This window comes from Methanoculleus oceani, from assembly GCF_023702065.1.
In the GTDB taxonomy this organism is placed as follows: Archaea; Halobacteriota; Methanomicrobia; order Methanomicrobiales; family Methanoculleaceae; genus Methanoculleus; species Methanoculleus oceani.
On sequence record NZ_QFDM01000002.1, the window covers coordinates 230,744 to 251,601 of the forward strand.

Annotated in this window: 15 protein-coding genes and 1 tRNA gene; 8 read left to right on the forward strand and 8 right to left on the reverse strand. The window is 59.4% G+C overall.

Features of this window, described 5'->3' with window-relative positions:
* Nucleotides 1-5: 5 nt before the first annotated feature.
* Nucleotides 6-8,066, reverse strand: a complete 8,061-nt coding sequence (locus DIC75_RS06190; RefSeq protein WP_250987164.1) for a SpvB/TcaC N-terminal domain-containing protein — start codon at nucleotides 8,064-8,066, stop codon at nucleotides 6-8.
* Nucleotides 8,067-8,339: 273 nt separating this feature from the next.
* Nucleotides 8,340-8,636, reverse strand: coding sequence for a thiamine pyrophosphate-dependent enzyme (locus DIC75_RS06195; protein WP_352151719.1), 297 nt, complete (start codon nucleotides 8,634-8,636; stop codon nucleotides 8,340-8,342).
* A 106-nt stretch (nucleotides 8,637-8,742) separates the two neighbouring features.
* Between DIC75_RS06195 and DIC75_RS06200 the strand changes: the two genes are divergently transcribed.
* Nucleotides 8,743-9,060: a DUF2769 domain-containing protein gene (locus tag DIC75_RS06200; RefSeq protein ID WP_250987165.1), complete on the forward strand. Its 318-nt coding sequence runs from the start codon at nucleotides 8,743-8,745 to the stop codon at nucleotides 9,058-9,060.
* Nucleotides 9,061-9,139: 79 nt separating this feature from the next.
* Here the strand turns inward: DIC75_RS06200 and DIC75_RS06205 are convergent.
* Nucleotides 9,140-9,224, reverse strand: a tRNA-Ser gene (locus DIC75_RS06205).
* A gap of 39 nt (nucleotides 9,225-9,263) precedes the next feature.
* A complete protein-coding gene (locus DIC75_RS06210) occupies nucleotides 9,264-10,349 on the reverse strand; it encodes a hypothetical protein (RefSeq protein WP_250987166.1) in 1,086 nt (361 codons plus the stop codon).
* 28 nt (nucleotides 10,350-10,377) lie between these two features.
* Here DIC75_RS06210 and DIC75_RS06215 point away from each other — a divergent pair, with 28 nt between their 5' ends.
* The gene (locus DIC75_RS06215) at nucleotides 10,378-11,364 is read left to right on the forward strand and encodes an archaeosine biosynthesis radical SAM protein RaSEA (RefSeq protein WP_250987167.1); all 987 of its coding nucleotides are present in this window, start codon (nucleotides 10,378-10,380) and stop codon (nucleotides 11,362-11,364) included.
* Here DIC75_RS06215 and DIC75_RS06220 read toward each other — a convergent pair.
* The 3 genes from DIC75_RS06220 to DIC75_RS06230 form a co-directional block, all read right to left on the reverse strand.
* Nucleotides 11,361-12,590: an ornithine cyclodeaminase, nickel-pincer nucleotide-dependent gene (locus DIC75_RS06220; protein ID WP_250987168.1), complete on the reverse strand. Its 1,230-nt coding sequence runs from the start codon at nucleotides 12,588-12,590 to the stop codon at nucleotides 11,361-11,363. The genes DIC75_RS06215 and DIC75_RS06220 overlap by 4 nt on opposite strands.
* A 100-nt stretch (nucleotides 12,591-12,690) precedes the next feature.
* Nucleotides 12,691-13,296: an NTP transferase domain-containing protein gene (locus tag DIC75_RS06225; protein WP_250987169.1), complete on the reverse strand. Its 606-nt coding sequence runs from the start codon at nucleotides 13,294-13,296 to the stop codon at nucleotides 12,691-12,693.
* Nucleotides 13,284-14,282: a pyridoxal phosphate-dependent aminotransferase gene (locus DIC75_RS06230; RefSeq protein ID WP_250987170.1), complete on the reverse strand. Its 999-nt coding sequence runs from the start codon at nucleotides 14,280-14,282 to the stop codon at nucleotides 13,284-13,286. Before DIC75_RS06230 ends, DIC75_RS06225 begins: the two co-directional genes overlap by 13 nt.
* Nucleotides 14,283-14,479: 197 nt before the next feature.
* On the opposite strand from DIC75_RS06230, the gene DIC75_RS06235 reads away from it, so the two are divergent.
* The 4 genes from DIC75_RS06235 (at nucleotide 14,480) to DIC75_RS06250 (ending at nucleotide 18,187) form a co-directional block, all read left to right on the forward strand.
* Nucleotides 14,480-14,659 carry a ribbon-helix-helix domain-containing protein gene (locus DIC75_RS06235; RefSeq protein ID WP_067073974.1) on the forward strand — a complete coding sequence of 60 codons (180 nt, stop codon included), beginning with the start codon at nucleotides 14,480-14,482 and terminating at the stop codon, nucleotides 14,657-14,659.
* Between the two features lie 10 nt (nucleotides 14,660-14,669).
* Nucleotides 14,670-15,791 carry a cell division protein FtsZ gene (ftsZ, locus tag DIC75_RS06240; RefSeq protein ID WP_250987814.1) on the forward strand — a complete coding sequence of 374 codons (1,122 nt, stop codon included), beginning with the start codon at nucleotides 14,670-14,672 and terminating at the stop codon, nucleotides 15,789-15,791.
* Nucleotides 15,792-16,145: 354 nt separating this feature from the next.
* Nucleotides 16,146-17,006: a coiled-coil protein gene (locus tag DIC75_RS06245; RefSeq protein ID WP_250987171.1), complete on the forward strand. Its 861-nt coding sequence runs from the start codon at nucleotides 16,146-16,148 to the stop codon at nucleotides 17,004-17,006.
* Nucleotides 17,007-17,062: 56 nt separating this feature from the next.
* A complete protein-coding gene (locus DIC75_RS06250) occupies nucleotides 17,063-18,187 on the forward strand; it encodes a DUF373 family protein (protein ID WP_250987172.1) in 1,125 nt (374 codons plus the stop codon).
* A 13-nt stretch (nucleotides 18,188-18,200) separates the two neighbouring features.
* Here DIC75_RS06250 and DIC75_RS06255 read toward each other — a convergent pair whose 3' ends face one another.
* Nucleotides 18,201-18,893 (reverse strand): TIGR04283 family arsenosugar biosynthesis glycosyltransferase, encoded by a 693-nt coding sequence (locus DIC75_RS06255; protein ID WP_250987173.1) that lies wholly within the window; start codon nucleotides 18,891-18,893, stop codon nucleotides 18,201-18,203.
* 65 nt (nucleotides 18,894-18,958) lie between these two features.
* On the opposite strand from DIC75_RS06255, the gene DIC75_RS06260 reads away from it, so the two are divergent.
* Both DIC75_RS06260 and DIC75_RS06265 read left to right on the forward strand, forming a co-directional pair.
* Complete coding sequence (locus DIC75_RS06260) at nucleotides 18,959-20,062, forward strand: radical SAM/SPASM domain-containing protein (protein ID WP_250987174.1); 1,104 nt, start codon at nucleotides 18,959-18,961, stop codon at nucleotides 20,060-20,062.
* A 2-nt stretch (nucleotides 20,063-20,064) separates the two neighbouring features.
* Nucleotides 20,065-20,850: a methyltransferase domain-containing protein gene (locus tag DIC75_RS06265; RefSeq protein WP_250987175.1), complete on the forward strand. Its 786-nt coding sequence runs from the start codon at nucleotides 20,065-20,067 to the stop codon at nucleotides 20,848-20,850.
* The last annotated feature ends 8 nt before the right edge of the window (nucleotides 20,851-20,858 follow it).

The window sequence follows — 20,858 nt, forward strand, 5'->3', positions numbered from 1 at the left end:
ATTCATTACCTGCCTTGATATCCCTGCCCCGCAGCGATTAGCGCTGCGAACGAACCTCCGACATATCCACCGGCCTTCATGAAGAAACCCTTCACTCCCCCTTGCTCTTCACCTTTCTCGACAAGATCAACGTAGAAATCTACAGCTTCAGCAGCCGCGGTCTTCTCGCCTCTCATCGCGCGTTGGGTTTCATCAACTGCAAGCATTACCGACCCGAAGGCGAGCGAAGCCATGCCTCCTGTTGCAGCAATAGTAGTGCCCATTGCCATTGTTGAAGCTGAACCCGCTGCCCATCCAGAGGCGTAAAGTGCTGCACCGGTCAACTGCGTACTTGCTGTCGCAGCGTGGAAGGCTGTTCCAGCCGCATCCTGCCGCTCTGCTGCACAGGTTGCCGCATAGACATCACCGGCACCTCCGGCTACCATTCCAAGACCCGATGCAGCACTGCTAACAACAGGCACTGCTCCTTTGAGTAAACCAGTCGTTGATAATGGCGATGTGGCCGTTGGAGCCGACGGCTCAGCCAATGTCGCCTTGCCGAACGGAAGCGATAGTTGTTCGGGTGGTGGTGATGTATGTGGTGGGGTAGAAGAGGCAGGAGGCGTAGTTGCCGCGGGAGGTACACCAGGCTTCGGGGCCGGTTTGATGGTTTTAGCATAAGCTGCCATTCTTTTCTCGAATGGTTCAGGCGGAGGTTGCTTAAAGTGAGTACCCGGCTTGACATCTGGATCATAACCCTTGGCGTCCCTCGTTGGTTTTCCCTGTGCAGCTGCCTGTTGCTTTGTCAGCTTATCCTGATACGAAGAGCGATTCTCAGAACTTGGTTGCGGTCGCAACGGAGGACTTTGTCCTGCCATTGTGATACCATGCGTCTGCCCGGGAGGATGGCCCCAGTCCATACCTGTACCCGGGCCCCAGCAGTAATCTATTGCCTTGAGCGCCTCATGCTGTAATTTTGTTATTCCTCGACTGGTCCGGGTAGCTACAGGCGCTATCTCAAAACACGCCTGCTCTGCAAGCCACAGCTGCCTTCCTTCCATACCGTTACTATCAACTAAGGAAAGGGGATTGCCGCCCACGTACTGATAGAGGTTCATTCCATCCACCATCCCCGCCGGATCGCAGCTCACCCACCTCCCCAGCCACGGCGCGTAATACCTCGCTCCGTGGTAGTACAGCCCCGTCTCCTCGTCCCGCTCCTTGCCGGTATACCGGTATCGCCTGGGGCTCACTTCCGGGCTGCCCGGCCGTCTGTTGCGCACCGACTGGTACGAGGTGCTGCCGTAGGGATAGTACTCCTCGTACGAGATGATATCGGCATTTTCATCGAGTTCGAGGACTGCGGAACCGAGGTGGTTGCCGAACTGGTACCTGATCAGGGTCTCGGAACCAGGCCCGGGAGTAGACGTATCGATCGTTTTAGTATCGACAATTGCAATACGCTGCCTGTCGTCCATCACATGGAGCGACTCGCGTTCGAGCTTCGGGCCGGCATTGCCGTTGTATTTGCGGAAGATCTCGAAGCCGCCGATATAAATGCGTTCATGGAATCTCTTCCCGTCCTGTTCCATGACCTTGCGCACCCGCTGGCCGCCTGCATCGTAGGTGAAGTAGACGATGCACCCGGATCTGCATCCCGTGCAATCTTCGGGATCGTCGCTCCTGCCGGCCGACCGGAGCTGATCCTTGAAATCCCACTTCACGCAGGGAAGGTGAGGCATATTCAGCATGTTGCCGTGGGCATCGTACCGGAACGATTCAGATGGGGCAGTAGCGGGATTCCTCCCCACCGAGGATGCGGTGAGACGGTTGTTCGTCTGGCTGTTATCGATGAGGCTTGGTTCGGCATAGTCGAAGTTCCGGATCCATATGTTCTGGTTCGTCCCTCTGCCGTTCATTGCAGAATGACGGATCCGGGTAATGTTCCCTGCCAGATCGTATGAGTATTCTTCGGTATAGTTCCGCATCTGCGAGTTGTTGCCGGGTTGCGGGAGATTCATCCGATATCGATCATCCGACGTCGGCCACGGCGTAGCTGCCGAACCGATGTGCTCGCGCCCGCTTGCGGAGATTAGCCGATAGACGGCATCGTATACATAATCGGATTCCGGCTGCACGATGGAACCGCTGAAGAAAACCGTCTGCTGGGCGTCGTCGCGGATGTGGACGATGTTCCCTGCAGGATCGTAGGCGTAATGGACGTTCTGGACACTGCCGGACTCCCTGGTGGTATGGAGATCGGTGAGCCGGAACGTCAGCGGATCGTAGCCGTAGCACGTCTTCACCCCGTTGCCGTACTCGACGAACTTCCGCCGGCCCTTCGCATCATAATCGATGTTTATCACCATATGCCGGGTGGCTGTGTCGGACCCAAGCAGCCCGGCCGGCTCGGCGGCCTCCCCCAGCCAGAGATCAACACACTCGAGCAGATTTGCGTCATTGTATACCTGCTGGACCACGTTCAGCTGTGTCCCGGCATTGCTGCTGTGCGGGGCAATACTCTGTATCGGCCGATTGAGGGCATCGTATCTGGTACTGCCGGAGAATTCTTCTGATTCCAGGGGAGAACTGGGTCCGGGCAGCAGAAGTCCGGATCGTTCAAGGAGTTCCGCCGGGGAATCTGAATTAAGTTGTTCGATCGCTGATTTCAGCCTGTCCTCGAAGTCTTTCCAGTCGGGAGTCTGCGTGCAGTCCGATGCTAATTGCCGGGTGCTGCGAAGCAGGTTCCCCTTGAAGTCGTACGACTCAAAACCGCCGACCGACGGATCCGAATCGTGGTGCGGGTTCTTCGCACAGTTGACGACTATGCCGGCCCCGTCGAGCATAAGCAAGATCCTTCCCCTGAGATTCAGGTGCCGTTGCCCCGCAGATGCTCCTGAAGGGTTCGAGTCCGGGTGCATCTCGCCGTAGATCGCAAGTTCGGCGAGATACTCTCTTTCCGTCCCACTCAGCTGCTCTCTCACCCAGAGGTGCGTCTGCCTTCTGAGTTCATCGTACTGGTGACGGACAGTGCGGCCGAGGCTGTCCCAGCCATAGATCGGGTTTCCGGCCACATCGTTCAGCATCCACCGGGTGCCGGCGTCCATGCTCTGCTGCTTGACCGGGTTGCCGAGCATGTCGTAGTCGCACTTCATCACCGAACGGTCGTATGCATCCCTGACCTCCCGCTGATTGCCTTCGATATCGAGAACGACACGGGTCATCATCGCGCCGCCAGTCACGTCGGCACGAGCAACCGTCAGGAATGTCCGGCCGAGCGTATCGAAGTAGGCTGTTGTCGGGGTATCGGCATGGGCCAACGCGCGTACGGCAGCTTTCTTCTCGGGTTCGAGGCCCGGGGAATCCGTGGGAAGGGAGGAAGGATCGATGCGCTGCCGGAGCCATGGCATCCAATCTTCGCGATCCGGTGCGATCTGTTCGAAGTATGCCGACACATATCCGGATACATCAGGATCGTCCCGCAGGTCCAGGGCGACCGTATCATTGACATCGTATGCCCTCTGCCGCCAGGGATCAAAGACAACTTTCTCGTAAGTATGGTCGGGGTGCAGGGTGGCAACGACCCGCCCGACCGGGTCGTAGAAGACGATCGGGCTTACTCCGACTTTCACCTCGAACTCGAATTCATGCGTATCGGAGAAGAACGGCTCGTACTGCCGGACCGGTTGTCCCTTGTTGTTGAAGATCGTCCAGCCGCTCCCGACCCAGCGGGGAGAGACAGCATGGCCGGTCATCCTCACCTTGCCGTCAACGACCAGAATACTGCCGTCCACACCTCGTTCCGGTACGGGGCCCGGTTCGGCCTGAACCTTCCTCTGGATCTCCCGCCCGAAACCGTCTGAATAAGAGACACTGTGCTGGATCCGGGTCTTTATCCCGGTTTTGTGTTCTTCCCGGCAGTGAGTCTCGCGAGCCATCGTGTAGACGACATTCGGCCGGGGTTCCGGAATAGACGGGTCCTGAAGGCATCGATAGTAAGCGAAGTCATAGACCAGACGGGCGGTTGCACCCTGCAGAAGAGCATGCTGATCGATAGGAGGCTGTGAGTGTGAGTCGCCTCTCGGGTTCGCAAGGTACTTTTCCAGTACCGCCACATAATCAGGGTCCGGATCGAAATCATCAAGCGAGTCACCCGCTTGCTCCCCTGCTTTTCCCATCACCGCAGTCCCGACGACCATGCCGAGCGCATCGAATGCGACTGCCGATCGGTTGCCGTTCGGGTCGGTGATAAGAGACGGCTGCATGACCCGGTAATCGAGGTTGGCGGTTATTCTGTTGTTCAGAGAGTCGCATGTTTCCCTGAGCTGGAGTGAGTGATCGTCGTATGAAACCAGCATGCTGTTTCCGAACTGATCCTGGAACCGGAACGGCAGGAAAAAATGACTTTTGGCAAAAGCCAGCTCCTCTGCCGGATCATCCGTTGTATTCGGACAATAATGGATTTTACCGGATGGGATCCACCAGCAGTCGTCAGGATCCTCAACCGGAAACAGGTTGAGAATTTTATAGTCCTGGCTTCTGATATAGCCTCCGTCTCTCCCCAGCATCCCGGCAGGGTCCGGCAGCAGGTCCTCTGCCGGATCCGAGGCACGTTTATAGATCTCAGAGAGCAATCCGGGATTGAATGCCAGTTTGCAGGCCTCTCCGGGAAGCGCGAGCGATTCGACCGATCCAAGCGGCAGCAGCCCGTCCAGATTATTTCTGCGATATATCGTGCGGATATGTTCGATCAGTCGCCGCTCCCATTTTCCGGATGGGTTCGGTGCTTCGCGATAAACGGCCTGTTTCTCATACTCCGTGCAGGTATCGGAGCGTAACCGCATCCGGTCTCCGGCGGGGGCATCGATGAAATCCTCGAACCGATACCACGTTTGCATATCTGGTTTCGGGAATCCGGTCAACTCGAATGTTCGCATCTCGCCTGGAAGCGGAGTTCGGTAGTCATCGGGATACCGGACGGGATCGTCAATAGAATTTGTGAAGCGGTTCTCCGTATAGGCAACAAGATGTACGCTTTGCTTATTCTGATCGTCAGTTGTAAGATCGGAATCCGCGTTGAGGCGCCCGTACCCGATCGCGGCCGACTTCAGCACATTGCCATAGTCATCGACCTCGAACGTCATCGCGTGGCTGATACGCGGATCAGAAATATTCCGCTCGTATCGGCAGTCCAGTGTTTCGCGGGGATAAACAAAGAAGACCGCATGCCTGTTGTCGCCGCGTCGCTGAAGACACCGGACCGCGTAATTCCTCTCGGACACACTGTATGGAAGATGTTCCTTTGAAGTACCGTCCTCTGCGTATATCTCCCGCCGAAGCACAGAGCCTCTCAGTGCCCGGCAGGCCTCGCGCTCCTCGTCGGCGGTCAGGTTCTCCGGCAAAACGGTGTCCGGAAGGAGTGTCTTTAGATAGGAGTCGAATGCTGCCTGGTCTTCCGGATCAGGCGCCCCGTAGTATTCGTGAGCCATATTGATCCCGATCGCATCTTCCTGCAGGTACGCTCCGGTATGATACCACGTTTTTGTCAGGACCGGCGGGACATGGGAGGATGCATCGACATTCGAGGCGTCCGGGAACATGTCGCTTCTGCTCAAGGCTGCATACTCCTCCGTGTCACGCTGCTCCACCATCCCGAAACCCCGGAATTCCCGCTCGATCCCGTCGAAGAATCCGTGGTGGTACGTATATCGCGTGACGAACCTGTTGCGGCTTATCCGGTCATGCATCTCCACCCGTGAAACCACATGGACCGGGAACGGGAGCCGGGTAACCCACGGTGTCCCTGCAGCCTTATCTGCAAGATAAAATTCGGTCGAGGATGCATACGTGACGACCGTTTCGGCACCCATGTTGTTCCTCATCGAGATGAGCAGATGCGGTTTCTGTTCCCCCATAAGCCGGATATACGACATCTGCCGGGAGGGCGTGCCCGGCAGGGGCGACGACCAGACAAGGCACCCCGTCCCGCTCCCGAACAGGTCGACCGCCATCACGGACGAGAGGTCATCGATTGGCGGAAGCTGCGTGATCGGTTGCGGTTCGCTCCATCGGTTGCCGGACTGGTTCAGGTATACATCGACACGGTCGTACCGCATGTAGAGAATATCGGTTGTCCCCGATCCGTCTGTGTCGACAAGGCGGATCCGCTTCTGGTCGAAGAGGTCGGGCGCATCGAAGACCGGAGAGTTATCCATCGTCACCTTTGCACCGAACTTCCCGTACCCGAGATTAGGCCAATAGCAGATCTCCCCGTTTCGAATCCTGACCAGGTCGCTCAGCCCGTCACCGCTCAGATCGGCAAGATGGATCGACTGCGTTCCATCGGCAAAGATCAGCCGCGGACCTCTGTCTTCATCACCGGGCAGGTATACCTTTTCCGATCGCCCGAACCCGGATTCGGCAAGCGATGGATACCAGGTGAAGGTCTCACCATCTGCAACCAGGATGTCCGCATGCCCGTCGCCATTGAGATCTGCGTACATCAGGTTGGGGTCATACCACGGGATATTCGGGAGTGAGACGAAGGACCTGAACGGACGCCAGTCCCCGTCCAACGTCCGCTCGTAAAAACCGCTCACCGAACCGCTGAACTCCACGAGATCCAGCTGACCGTCACCGGCAAGATCCATAAGCTGCTGCCGTCCGCCCTCAAGGTCTGCGGTCGCAGGCATAGAGGCCACCGCCTGCATCTCGCCAAACCTGCCTCCACCGAGGTTCGATTTGTAATACCACGCATCGCCCCGGCCGCAGAGAATGCCGGAGATTCCCTCGCCATCCAGGTCCGCCCATTGGTATTGCAAACCATCCAGGCCGATCGGAAGGTTCCTCAGGCTCTCCGGATCGATTATCCCGATGGCATCATGCAGCTCGGCTCTGCTGTACTCGAACTCAAGAGGAGGGAGAGATTTTTTTAGGTATGTTCTCGTCTTCGTGACCGGATCTTCTTTCAAAACGTAGCCGGACTGGTGGATCTCTGTGATAAACGAGGCAACCGGGCCTTCATCGTACGTAAATTCCATCGAACGGACGAGGCAGTCCTGAACCCCGAGTTCGTCGGGAAAGTGATGAAACATGAGGATCCGCCTGCAGAGCCGGTACGTGCGTACCTCAAAACCGGGGCGATACGATGAGAACGGGTCTTCCCGCACATCCCATTGACCGTCATCTATGGTTACCGGAAAGGGAGTATCGAGAGGGAGATCGCGTTTGCAGTAATCAAAGACCAGCTCGAACATCCAGTCGGTGCGGGCGATGAGATCTTCACCGCGAGTATGAGGACTTCTGTTTCCATACCGGATGTACTGCAGGTATCTGTTCGTGGATCGAAGTCCGTCAGTTCGGTTTTTTTCATGAATCCGGGAAGCATCTACCCTGTCCGAGTCCTCTTCTTTATACGAATATGTGATTGCATCTCCTTTATCATCGTAACTTTCGCAGATAAGCCAGCTGAAAATCCTGGAACCGTCATCGGGATCGGCAATCCGGGAGTTGGAGGTTCTTCCATAGATCGTTGTGATATTGTCTTTCGAGATTGTCCTCCAGAACGTGTCCCCGGTCTCTGTGTCGGTCCAGCGTTCGATACGGGCGAATAGCCCTTCGGTGCGGGGGCGATATTTCATGACGGCATACTTACCCTGACCCGGAAGAGCCCCCGCAGGCACAAGGTCTTCCCCTCCCGATAGGATAAACACATCCGACTCTTCCCTGTCAAAATACCGGGGAATACCCCTGTCGGTCTTCCGTGTTATGGCTGGAAGGGCGAGCCTCCAGCCGAATCCGAATACACCATTCCCTGCTCCCGAGTCATAGGAAAGAGAAAGTTGCGGGCCGAATCCCGAACGTCCCGGAGTAGCAAAAATCGGAACGTTCATTGATCCGGTTCCTGTGACGGGATTCGTGGAAAACTTTTCACCCATCCCATGGATTGCACCACCTCCTCTGGGAAGGGACAGTGAGGGAACAACCAGGTTCTCTCCTGAAGCTTTTACATCTGTACTGCCAGCCTCCCCGGTACGCATTGATCCGGACAACGCCCCTTTCTGACCGAACCCTGCCCCGTTATCCATGCATATCCCGGTACCTGGTTACTGGTCGGCAGAAGACCCTGAATGACCCCAAAAAATGCCTTGAAATCACTATCGTTTCAAATCATTATTAAGTAATCTATTTCTCTTTAATCCATTCAAAGGGGTAAAAAGGAAATTAGACGAAATTTGAGGAATGCATGGGGAAATAACCGGTGAAATCGGGGAGTATCGTATCATTCTGATGGGAAAGAGGTTTCCATCGTTACACCACCTCCTGAAGTGCTCCAAAAAAGGCTGGCCGGCCACATCAGGTTACGTTTTCCCCCTGCGGACCAGCAGGTAGTCGGCGCTGGCGAGGACGACGACCGGCACGTTCATCAGGATAACCTCCCCGACCGCCGGGCCGAGTGCTTCCGGCGTATCCACCCGGATGCCCGCCGCCCCGCAGGCCTCCGCATACGCGACGAAATCGGGGTTGAGCAGATCCGTCCCGAAGTTCGGGTGCTTCCTCCATCTTCTTCTCCTCCGTGACGTGTTCTGGACACGGTGTATTCCGGCTCGATATTTAATGGACGTTTTGAGGGAGCGGGGTTCTGCGAGGGAGTTGATCGTTCACCGGGGTTTAATGGTGCACCGGGTAGGCCCTGCTCCTGTTCTGGAACAGAGCAGGTAATGTTAAGTAATCTTTGCCTCACTATGGACGCGAGGAAAGCCTATGGACAAGTTCGAGATGCTGATGCAGAAGATGCGGGAGATGCCGCCCGAAGAGCAGATGAAGATGACGGAGAGCAACCGTGCGGCATGCACCTGCCCCGGCTGCCCGACGTACACCTCCTGTGCGAAGAATGCAGACGAACGCCTCTTCTGCAATACCGGGAAGAGTTTCATGTGCATCTCCGAAGAGAAGACCTGCCTCTGTCCCACCTGCCCGGTACATGAAAAGATGGGCCTGAAATACCAGTTCTACTGCATCCGGGGAAGCGAGAAGGCCCAACGCTACGAGAGTACGCTCTGGGGTACAAAGATCATCTAACCCCTTTTACACCGCCCGGCGATATCGCCACGGTACGGGCCGCCATGCTCTTCGCCGCGAATCAGGCATGAATTGTGAGCGCCGGGAGGGAGATTTGAACTCCCGAGGTGCCAGGCACCAGTGGCTTTCAAGGCCACCGCCTTCCCGGACTAGACTATCCCGGCTCGCCTTAACCTATTGGTCACCGGACAAAAAAAGGTTGTTCATCCCCGGCGCGTGAGGACGACGACGAGAATGGCGAGGAGTGCCAGGGCCGCCGGGACCGGGGCAGCCTGAGCGGGGGTGGGGGTCGCGTCCCCGAAGAGACCGGGCGCGGTCTGGCTCACCCTGACCGAGTCTGCGTTCGAGGCCGAGACCTGCACCGTTCCTCTGTCGTTGTAACTCATGGGGTAGACCTTGACGTAGACGGGCCCTCCCCGCGCGACGAGTTCTGCGATCTCGGGTTCGAGCATGCCCTTATTATTCACTTTATGGAGTCCTCCATCCTCATCGACGTACTCGATCACCCAGTCAATCCCGGCCGAGGTTGCGATCGTCACGATGCCGCTTTTGGTGTCGACCTCGAAGTACGCCGGGGCGGATCGCTCGGCGGAGGCACTTGCGGATATCATCGCCTGAGTCGTCGTGGGAGCCGGCGTGCCCATCACCACGAACACGGCGTCGCCGATGTAGCCCTTGGTATCGGAGAAGGTGACCTCGTACGTGCCCCCGCCGGAGATGGGCACTTCCACGGAGAACGCCCCGTTCTTATCGGTACCGACATACTCCGGCCCGTAAACGATAAAGCCGTCCTGCTCGACCAGGACCCGCACGCCCGCGTCCCCGATCCCGCTGATAACTCCCCGGAGATCGAGGGTGCCGTCGAAGTCCTGGTTGAGCGGGGAGGATATCGTGAGACTCCCGGACCGGTCGACCAGGGTGACGGTTCGCTGTTTCGTCGAGCTGCTCCCGAAGGTGGAGAGCGTGGGATCGATGATCTCGATCGAGTACTGCCCCGGTTCAAGACCGGCGGTCTCGAACGTCGCGGAGAACGACCCGTCCTCCTGGACGACGATCGTCTGTCGGCCTACTTCATGCTTTGTGTACTGGGCACGGTACAGGATAACCTCCGTGCTGAACCCGGCGTCGAGCGAAGGTTTGGGAAGCCCCCCCACGATCGTGGTGCCCGTGACTTTGAGCTGGTCGCCGACGTATACCGTCTGTGGAGCACTGATTGCGACATACGCGGCCGATGCTGCACTGACGAGCATCATCGCGGCGATGAGCGTCAGCCATGCGATCCTTTTCATACCAGTACATCAACGAATATGAGGTATAATGCTATCCAAATTAACCGAGAAACCGCTGGCGTCCTGGCGGGGGAAAGACCTCTATGAAGGGCAGATCCTCGATACGCTGACGGTAATCTTTCGGAGCGGCGGGTGTTCCTGGAACCGGTGCCGTATGTGCGGCTACCGGCACGAGCGCTACCCGGACCTCCCGGGGGACGAACTCGCAAAACGGCTGATCCGCCAGGTCCGCTGGGTGAAAGAGAACTTCCGCGACGAGGACTACCAGGTGCTCAAGATCTTCACGTCGGGGAGTTTCTTCGACCCCGACGAGGTCCCTCCCGCCGTCCGGCGCGCCGTCGCGGAGGCGTTCCGGGGCAAGGTCGTGATCGCCGAGACACGGCCCGAGTACGTCGATCCCGACGCAATCCGGGAGTTCCGGGAGGGCATCGATACCGGCGCCTGGGCAAGACCGCTCTCTGTCGCGGTGGGCCTTGAGACCACGAACGACTTCATCCGGGAGAGGAGCATCGACAAGGGGTTCTCCTATGCCGATTTCCTCCGTGCTACAGAGGTCGCCCACACCGCCGGCGCGGGCATGAAGGCCTACCTGCTGATGAAACCGCCGTTCCTGACCGAACGCGAGGCACGCGACGATATGATACGCTCCATCAGGGACATCGCCTCCGTGGCGGACAGCATCTCCATGAACCTCTGCACCGTCCAGAGCAGGACCGAGGTCGAACGACTCTGGAAACAGCAGGCATACCGCCCGCCGTATCTCTGGAGCGTCCTTGACGTGCTGATCGCTTCACCGGTGCACATCCTCTGCGACCCCGTCGGCGGCGGGCAGATGCGGGGACCGCACAACTGCGGGACCTGCGACGGCCCGATCGTGAAGGGGATCGGCGACTACTCGCTGACCGGCGACGTCGGGCTCCTGCGTGCCCTTGCGGAGACGGAGTGCGGGTGCAAAGAAGAGTGGGAGTTCGTGCTGGACCGGGAAGAGCCGTTCTGTATGCCGCTCACCCGCTAGCACTCCCCCTTACCCTCGAGCTGCTTCTCGAGCAGCGGGAGGAACGTCCCCGCGTCGCTCACGACGCCGATCGCCTGCGTCGTCCCCCGGTCCATCAGCTTCGTCACCGATGCGGGGTTGATATCGACGCAGACGGTCTTGACGTACGAGGGGAGGCAGTTCCCGACGGCGATCGAGTGGAGGAGCGTTCCCACCATCACCACCATCCCGAGACCGGGGATATGGCGGCGCATGGCGTCCTGCGCCTCCACGACGTCCGTGATCACGTCTGGAAGGGGACCGTCGTCCCGGATGGAGCCGGCGAGCACGAACGGGATGCCCTTCTTCACGCACTCGTACATGATCCCCCCGGTGACGACCCCCCGGTCGACCGCGTTCTTGATGGACCCTGCCCGCATGATCTCGCTGATGGCACGGATGTGGTGCTTGTGCCCGCCGGTGACGAGCGTGCCCGTTTTGACGTCCATCCCGAGCGACGTCCCAAAGAGGTTTGACTCGATATCGTGGGTGGCGAGCGCGTTCCCCGCAAAGAGCACGTCGATGTAGCCTTCGCGGATCATCTTCGCAAGGGCGTCGGCCGCTCCCGTATGGACGATGGCGGGGCCGCCGACGAGCGCGATCTTCTCCCCCTGCGCCTTCATCTTCAGGATCTCGCGGGCGATCTTTGCGATGATCGCCTCGCTCGGCCGCTCCGACGAGACAGTCCCGTGCATGAACTCGAACGTGCTGACCTTCCTCGGCCGTTCGGGGTAGACCACCCGGACCCCGGTCTCGCTGACGACGACGGCATCCCCGGCCTTGATCTTCGATATCGGGGTGCAGAGCGCCCGACTCTCCTTCTCATCGACCACGATATGACAATCCATCTCGATACGCTCGACGGGCAGCCATTCGTCCCGGTATTTTACGAAGGTCGGGTGGTTGGTGGTCGAATAGAACCCCTTCGGGAGGATCCGGTCGCCCTCTGCCGGTACGAGGGTGACGTCGCTGATCTCGGGGGTGCGTGCGCCGAGCCGGTGCAGCTCGGAGAGGATGGCGTCGAGTTGCCGTTCGCCGGGTGCCGCCACGCGCAGCCGCGCATAACTCGTGTCCGTCTTCTGCTTCCCGACATTGAACGTGAGGATCTCGAATTCTCCCCCCATGTCCATGATCCTATCGAACACCAGGGTCATGACGCCCGAGTCGATGATATGACCCTCTAGTTCGATTTCCCGGCAGGATTCCATATATAAGGATTGGTGATAGTCCGATAATACAGTTTCTCTCAAGAAACGAAGTGCGGGAAGCGACATTCCACCGGAGCGGAGTTCGAGAAGACCGGAAAGGCTATGGGACCTCTCTCCGGCAGAGGTACCCCTGCACCAGCGCCAGTTCCTCGCGCGTGTTGATGTTGAAGACAAGTCTTTTTTCGTGCAGGAGGAGCCGCAGCTCTTCCTGGGGCCCGTCGAGATCGCCCGCCGTCAGGATGTTGATCCCGGCAGGGCAGGCCGGCGTGCCGTCGATTACTTCTGTATACTGCGTGCGGCAGCCGTGCTCTTCGCAGAGGTCGCGGGGCACCCACGTAGAGCATGCCGGCGCTCCCGCCCGGCGCCAGGCGTCCTCGACGGCGGCGACGATATCGGGCGCAAGGCAGGGGAGGTCGGATACGCAGGTGAAGAAGGATGTTCCTTCCTCACCGAGGTCTGCCGCCGCCGCCCGGATATCCTCGACGTAGCCGAGCCCTTCAGCTTCGTACAGGGTGACCCCCTGTGCCCGGCACCAGTTTTTGGTGAACGGTGTTTTCTGCGAGGCGACCACGACCACCTCGTGCCCTGCAGACGAGAAGGCGTCGATGACGTAGGAGAGCATCGGTCGTTCGCAGATGGTGACGAGCGGTTTTTCGCCCATCCGGAGCCGGGACCCCTGCCCCCCGGCCATGATCAGGGCAAGCATGCTTCGAGCGCCTCGATGAGTTGCGCGTTCTCCTCCCGGGTCCGTACGGCCACGCGGATGTGGCGGGGAAGCCCGAACGACCGGCAGTCCCGGACGAGGATGCCGCCGGAGAGGAGGCGCCCGACCAGAACCTCCGCCTCCATCGGGACTTCAATAAGAATGTAGTTCGCAGACGGAGGCGCATAGGCCAGATCGAGAGCGTCCAGGCGGCCGGCGAGCCAGGTCCGTTCCCGGGCAATCCGCTCCCGGGACTCGTCGAGCAGGTCATAGTGCCGGAAGGCCTCGATCGCGAACGACTCGGCGAACGCGTTCACGGTCCAGGGAAGGCGCATCGTCTCCACCTTCTCGATGAGTTCGGGCGTGCCGAACCCGTACCCGAACCGGATGCCCGGCACGGCGAAGCTCTTTGTCAGGGAGCGCAGCACGAAGAGGTTCTCGTGGGAGATGTCGGCGAGGCTCTGGCGCGGGTCGGAGAGTTCGATGAACGCTTCGTCAAGGAACAGGCACGCTCCCTGCCCGGCGACTGTATCGAGCAGACGGAGGACTTCCGGGCGGGAGCAGAGCTTCCCGGTCGGGTTGTTCGGGTTGCAGAGGAACCGGACGGCAGCACTGCCGTCATCGGCGGTGCACTGGGCGCCGGCAAGCCGGACCGCCATCTCGTACTCGGCAAACGTGGGCGAATCGATACGGGCGGTATCGCCGGCACCAAGCATGGTATGGCAGAACGCGCGGATCAACTCGACGGATCCGTTGCCTACGGCGACCTCCGCCGCATCTCGCCCGAATGTCCTGCCGATTTCCTCTTTGAGCGCCTCATAACGGTCGTCCGGGTAATCCTTCAGCGCCGAGAGGTCCGGAACCCAGGGGATCGCCGGAGGATACGGATTCACGTTAGCACTGAAATCAAGCAGCTCGCCCTTCTCCCGGGTGCGATGCCAGCGCACCCGGCCGCCATGTTCCGCCCTTTTCGGGAGATTATCTCTCATATTCGTGGCAACTCTTTGAGGATACGTTGTCGGCTGCTATCCATAAAACCGTTATGTCAGACATGAATCTATTTCGAAAAGTATATATATAATACAATTATTATTATGCCTTATCTGATGCAGTCAGACGAAAAGGTTACGATTGTCTGACAAATGGCGGACAAGAGGCTGCCAGATGTCAGATATGAGTGATTGAAATGATGGATCGGATAACTATCAGATTGCCCCGGCAGCAGGTTGAGATGCTCGAGAGGCTGGTGGAAGCCGGCGAGTTCCCCACGGTATCGGAGGCTGTGCGGTACTCTGTCAGGGCGCTTCTCGAGAGGCATGGAAACCGTGTTCTCCGCGAGGCCGACCAGATTTCATTCAAAGTTTAGGAGGTATATGATGCAGACGATCATCAACGAGGCGTTAAAACACGCGGAACGTGAGAAGTACCTGAAGACGGACTCGGTGGAGGAAGACGACATCCTCGGCCAGCCACGTATTGTCATCGTAGGATGCGGCGGTGCAGGGAACAACACCGTCAACCGCCTGTACCACATGCAGGTCAGCGGTGCGGAGACGATCGCGATCAACACGGACAAGCAGCACCTGGATATGATCCAGGCAGACAAGAGGGTGCTTGTCGGCAAGTCGCTCACCAAGGGCCTCGGGGCCGGCGGGTTCCCGGACGTCGGCAGGCGTGCAGCCGAGATGGCGCGGCCGACCCTCGAGAGCCTGCTCGCGGACGCGGACCTTGTCTTCATCACTGCCGGTATGGGTGGAGGTACCGGTACGGGAACCGCCCCGGTTGTCGCGCAGATCGCAAAGGAGCAGGGAGCGATCGTCGTCGGCATGGTCAGCTACCCCTTCCAGGTCGAGAAGGCCCGGCTCCTCCGTGCGGAAGAGGGGCTTGAACAGCTCTCGGCCTCCGCCGACTCGGTGATCGTGCTCGACAACAACCGTCTCATCAAGTACGTGCCGAACCTCCCGCTCGGCCAGGCGTTCTCGGTCATGGACCAGCTCATCGCGGAGACCGTCAAGGGTATCAGCGAGACGATCACGGAGCCTTCGCTCATCAACATCGACTACGCAGACGTCCGTGCCATCATGAGCAAGGGAGGGGTCGCCGTGATGCTCGTCGGCGAGAGCAAGCAGCAGAACAAAGCCGAGAGCGTCGTTCACGAGTGCTTGAACCACCCCCTGCTGGACATCGACTACCGCGGAGCAACCGGGAGCCTCATCCACATCACGGGCGGCAACGACCTGACCCTCCAGGATGCCGAGGAGATCGCAAGCTCCCTGACCTACGAACTCGATCCCCACGCGGACGTCATCTGGGGAGCGCGGGTGAACAGCGATTACGAAGGAAGAGTTCGCGTCATGGCAGTCATGACAGGCGTGAAAAGTGCACAGATCCTCGGAAGCCACCGGACCTACGAACCGGTAACGCAGCGGTCCGGCGCACCTGCCGGCAGGCGCCTGGCCGGGGACGCCCCGAGCGGGCATCTCATCGACTTCCTCTAAAACCCCATACCCTCTTTCCATACCTTTTTGGCCGGAATCGGTTGGTGGCGGCGTGTCCTTCGCCCCCCCTACGAAATACTTAATAGCCCGGATGACGTTTGAAATATAGACGTTCTTGTATAATCCCTCCAGCACGGGGTGTATTGTGCAGGGCGCAGAACCTGCGGGTCTGCGATTGCCAAGTACCGGGGTTGAACACATGAGCAGACAGATGAACGACGGTCTCGATTGCCGAGTCCGGAAACGTCTTTTCTTGTGGTGTAGCCGCTACATAAGCCTCCGGCATTCCTGCACGGGAGCGACCCCGCCGGTGGGGATATGAGACAGGTACCGAATGTCGAGGATTGGTAGAGAATGCTGAACGATCTGATTGAGAAGAGAAAAAAAGTCCTTGCGGAGTCTGAACAGCACAAAGACCGACGTAACGAGTTGAACGCGCTTGCCAGCAAAAATGCCCGCGAACGCAACACCTTAAACACGCAGACCCGCGAATTCGTCGAGGAGGCGCAGCAGCACAAGGAGCAGCGGGATAAGATCAACGAGGAAGTCCAGGCGTTAAAAGACCAGAGGAACGATTTCAACGACAAGGCAAACACGCTTTTCGAAGAGATCGAGTCCTTCAAGAAAGAGCACGGCAACCTCCAGAACCGCGGCATCAAGGAGTTGCAGAAGCAGATCGAGCACCTGGAGTTCAAGCAGCAGACCGAAGTCTACAGCACCGATAAAGAGCGCGAACTGATCGAGAAGATCAAGCAGCTCAAGGCGACGGCAAAGGACCAGGAAGCGGAACTCGAGCAGAACAAGGAGATGCGGACGAAACTCACCGATGCCCGTGAGTTTCGCAGGCTGGCCTCGGACATCCACAAGGAAGTCACCGAGAAGGCCGAGGCGGCACAGCAGCACCACGACCTGATGGTGGAGTCCTACCGGAAGGCCGACAAGTCCCGCGAAGAAGCCGATCTGGCCCACCAGCAGTTCGTTGAAGCCCAGGAGTCGGCGGACGAGGAGCACAAGCAGTTCATCGCCTGCCAGAAGGAGCTCCGGGATTATGACAAGGTGATCTCGGGTCTTAGGAAGAAGACCAAGAAGACCAAAGTCACCAAAGAGCAGAAAGCCGTCCGGAAAGAGGCGGAACGCGTCTTCCAGCAGTTCCGCGACGGTGAAAAGATCACGACCGACGACCTGCTCCTGCTTCAGCGTGCAAAACTCATTTAATACTTTTTTACTCCCCGCTGCAAATTATTTAATAGATTCGAGGAGATGTCTATTGAATGGCAAAAGAGCGGACGCTCGTCCTCTGTGTCGATCGCGACGATGATCTCGGGTTCAAAGCCCGGATCGATGGTCCCATCGTGGGCAGAGAGGCATGCCTCCATGCGGCGACTTCTCTCGCTCTGATCGACCCCGAGGACTCCGACGTCAACGCGATCTTCGAGACGATCAAACTCTACGACGAGCTTGCCGGGCGGGGGGAAGAGGTTGCCGTCGCCGTCATCTGCGGCAACCACATGAACCTGCTCGAGGGGGATCGACGGGTGGCGTCCGGTCTCGATGCGATCCTCTCCGCGACGGGCTCTACATCCTGCATCGTGGTGACGGACGGCGCGGAGGACGAGTACGTCCTGCCGATCATCCAGTCCCGGGTGCCGGTCAGCAGCGTGCGGAGGGTCGTGGTCAACCAGATGCCGAACCTCGAGGGAACGTACTACATCTTAAGACGCCTTCTCGACGATCCGAAGGTCTCGAAGATCGTGCTCGTACCGCTCGGTCTCGCCATGCTCCTCTATGCGGTGGGATACCTGCTGGGATACCCGGAGGGCGCAACCATCGTCGTCGTCGGTGTCGTCGGCACCTATCTGCTCTTCAAGGGCGTCGGGATCGACGAGGTCTTCGGGTACCTGATCAACTCGCTACGGGCGTCGCTGCACGGCGGCAGGTTCACGTTCGTCTCCTACATCGCCGCAATACTGCTGGGTATCGTCGGGGTCATCCTCGGGCTCATAAGCCTCCTCGAATACTATTCCTCGTTCGGCATCTTCTTCCAGATACTCGCGTTCATCTACGGTGCCATCGCCTGGTTCACTGCCGCCGGCCTGGTTGCATCGGTAGGAAAGATCATCGATGTCTTCTTAAACGAGCGGGAGACGATCCAGCGGGTGGTCGCCCTGCCGTTCTTCGTGCTGGCGATAGGAGCCATCGCGTACGGTGCAAGCATCTACATCCTCTCGATCAGCGACGTCGCCGGGTTCCCCATAACGAGTGCAGACGGCGTGAAGTACATCATCTTCGCCACAATCGGGGGCCTCATCTGCGCCTTCTTCGGCGTCTACCTCCAGTCGTTCCTCGGCCGGTGGGTGGACGAGCGTGAGCCGGTCCCGCTGAAGAGAGAGGCGTGAGCACAGGCAGCCCTTAGTTCTCGACGACGTAGCGGATGAAGCGCTTCGGCCTGATGCCGACCATATTGAGGAGCATCACCAGGATATAGACGGCGCTCAGGCGATACTTTCCTTTCCTGAGATACCGCCGCGGCGATACGACGATGGGGCGGTCGACCTGGACGAGCCTCCCGTGCCGGCGTGCCGCCCGGGAGAACTCCACATCCTCCAGGTAGGGGAGCGGCTCGTATCCGCCGATCTCAAAGAAGGCCTCTTTATCTATGAATATGCCGAAGTCCCCAAAGAAGGTCTGCGTCCTCGCCGCCAGGAGGTTCCCAAACCAGCTCGTCAGGGAAAGCAGGGAATCGCGGCTCGTGAACGCGTGACGAAATCCACCGCCGATCACCCCCTCCCGCTCCAGTGCCCGGCGGATCGCGTCCGGGGCATCCGGGGGTATCCTGCAGTCGACGTGGAGGAAGAGCAGAACGGTTCCCGTGGCGTGCCGGGCTCCGGCGTTCATCTGGACGCCCCTTCCTGCCGGGGAGGAGATTACGACGATTCTACGGGAGAACGATCCCGCTGCCGCTTCGAGTGCTCTGCACGTACCGTCCGTGCTCCCGCCGTCGACGACGATCACCTCGAGCGGGTCCGCGAGATCGTCGATATGGGCGAGAAACCCGGGGATGTTCTCCTCTTCATTGAGCACCGGCGTGATGATCGAGAGCATGGTGAAAAGCCCCCCTCCATCGTATCTCCGTCACCCACTTATATGATGATGCTCATGGTAGGGGTGTGTTCGGCGAGGCTGCTGCCAGGGACGCGGGAGAATGGGATCTCGATACGCTCGATACGGCCATCACCCGGGGCTGCCTTCATCCCGCTACGGGAGAGGCGGTGCGGTACTTCGAGGAAGAGCGGGTCTATTCCCTGCAGATCGAGTCGACCCTCGCCTGCCCGCAGGGATGCCGCTACTGTTACGCTCCGGCCGATGCCGCCACGGTCAGAGAGCTCGCTCCCGGCGATATCGCTGCCGTCCTCGCCTCGGCGGCGGCGATGGACATCAAAGCCGTCGACTGGCTGGGTGGCGACCCGCTGGTCCGCGAGGACTGGTACGATCTCGCACTCCACGCCCGGGACCTCGGTTTTGTCAACAACATCTGGTCGAGCGGCATCCCGTTCGCCGACCGGAAAGTCGCGGAGCAGGCCGTCGCCGTGACAGAAGGGGGTTTCATCTCCGTGCACCTGGACACCCTCGACCCGGTCGTCTATGCCCGGCTTCACGACGGGGATGCAGGGGAAAAGATCCGGGCTATCCGTCACGGCATCGAGAACCTCCTCGCCTGCGGCAAACCCGCGGGCGAGCTCGTCAACTGCATCACGTTCACGCGGCCGCTTGCCGGGGGCGACCTCGCGAGGACGATGCGGTATTTCTGCAAGGATGTCGGGATGACGATCTGCCTGACGCAGATCTGCATGGTCGGCAGGGCATGCCGCCACCCGGAATGGGTGCCGACGCCCGGGGAGATCCGGGATGCCTGCCGGGAACGGGACGCGATCTGTTATCCGGGTTCGTCGCAGTCGTTTTGGACGATGGACGTCAACAAATTCTACTGCGGCACCGTGGTCTGCGTGACGGTGGACGGCAACGTTACGCCCTGTTCGGTCATCCGGAAGGGATTTGGAAACATCCGGGATCGGCCGCTGCATACGATCATAAACGATCACAGGCGCGAGCTGCTCTTTTCCGGGATGCGGCAGCCGGGTCCGAACGCTTCCTCCTGCGCCCGGTGCGAGCAGAGCGCCGTCTGCTGGGGATGCCGGGCGATGGCGTACTACGAGACCGGAGACCTCTGTGGGTCCGACCCGAAATGCTGGCGGGCAGCGTCCGGGAGGTGAAGATGCTCGATATCAACATCGGCGACGTCACGGCCGCCTACGAGGGGGCCGTCGGCATCATCTGGGAGATGCTGATGGGCGAGCAGATCCATGTCGGCGGCAAAGAGGAGACCGATACTCTCGCGGAGATAGCGGGCGTGAACCCGGGCACGCGGGTGCTGGACGTACTCTGTGGCCTCGGGGGGCCTGCCCGGCACCTGGCACGCACCTGCGGCGCGACGGTGGTCGGCCTCGATGCAACGGGGCGGATGGTGAGCGAGGCGGTTGCACGCACCGCGGACGAAAGTCTCGGCGATCGCGTCGCCTTCCGGCTCGGAAATGCCCTCAATATGCCCTTTAAGTCGGGGACCTTCGATATCGTCTGGGGGCAGGACTCCTGGTGCTATGTGACCGACAAGGACCGGCTGATACGCGAGTGCCGCCGCGTGGCGGTACCCGGCGGCACGATCGCCTTCACCGACTGGATACAGACCGGACCCATGAGCGATGAAGAGTTGCACGACCTCAATGCCTTCATGCTCTTCCCGTACATGGAGACCCTTGACGGGTACGAGAACCTGCTCCGGCGGCACGGGTTTGCCGTGAGGGAGTGCGAGGACCTCAGCGAGGATTTCGCGTCGCAGATGCACCGCTACCGGGATGCCCTCACCGGAGACCTGAAGGATCGGATCGTCGAACTCTTCGGGACAGAAATCTTTCTGGATATGGAGCGCGGCATCGGCCTCTGGGCGAGAGCCGCCGACGAGGGGAAGGTCGGAAGGGGCCGGTTCATAGGCAGGAAACAGTGATGCGGGCG

Bases quoted from the DNA above. Each gene is read 5' to 3' on its own strand.
- DIC75_RS06190 (WP_250987164.1), bottom strand. From the start codon at position 8,066: ATGGATAACGGGGCAGGGTTCGGTCAGAAAGGGGCGTTGTCCGGATCA.
- DIC75_RS06200 (WP_250987165.1), top strand. From the start codon at position 8,743: ATGGACAAGTTCGAGATGCTGATGCAGAAGATGCGGGAGATGCCGCCC.
- DIC75_RS06210 (WP_250987166.1), bottom strand. From the start codon at position 10,349: ATGAAAAGGATCGCATGGCTGACGCTCATCGCCGCGATGATGCTCGTC.
- DIC75_RS06215 (WP_250987167.1), top strand. From the start codon at position 10,378: ATGCTATCCAAATTAACCGAGAAACCGCTGGCGTCCTGGCGGGGGAAA.
- DIC75_RS06220 (WP_250987168.1), bottom strand. From the start codon at position 12,590: ATGGAATCCTGCCGGGAAATCGAACTAGAGGGTCATATCATCGACTCG.
- DIC75_RS06225 (WP_250987169.1), bottom strand. From the start codon at position 13,296: ATGCTTGCCCTGATCATGGCCGGGGGGCAGGGGTCCCGGCTCCGGATG.
- DIC75_RS06230 (WP_250987170.1), bottom strand. From the start codon at position 14,282: ATGAGAGATAATCTCCCGAAAAGGGCGGAACATGGCGGCCGGGTGCGC.
- DIC75_RS06235 (WP_067073974.1), top strand. From the start codon at position 14,480: ATGATGGATCGGATAACTATCAGATTGCCCCGGCAGCAGGTTGAGATG.
- ftsZ (WP_250987814.1), top strand. From the start codon at position 14,670: ATGCAGACGATCATCAACGAGGCGTTAAAACACGCGGAACGTGAGAAG.
- DIC75_RS06245 (WP_250987171.1), top strand. From the start codon at position 16,146: ATGCTGAACGATCTGATTGAGAAGAGAAAAAAAGTCCTTGCGGAGTCT.
- DIC75_RS06250 (WP_250987172.1), top strand. From the start codon at position 17,063: ATGGCAAAAGAGCGGACGCTCGTCCTCTGTGTCGATCGCGACGATGAT.
- DIC75_RS06255 (WP_250987173.1), bottom strand. From the start codon at position 18,893: ATGCTCTCGATCATCACGCCGGTGCTCAATGAAGAGGAGAACATCCCC.
- DIC75_RS06265 (WP_250987175.1), top strand. From the start codon at position 20,065: ATGCTCGATATCAACATCGGCGACGTCACGGCCGCCTACGAGGGGGCC.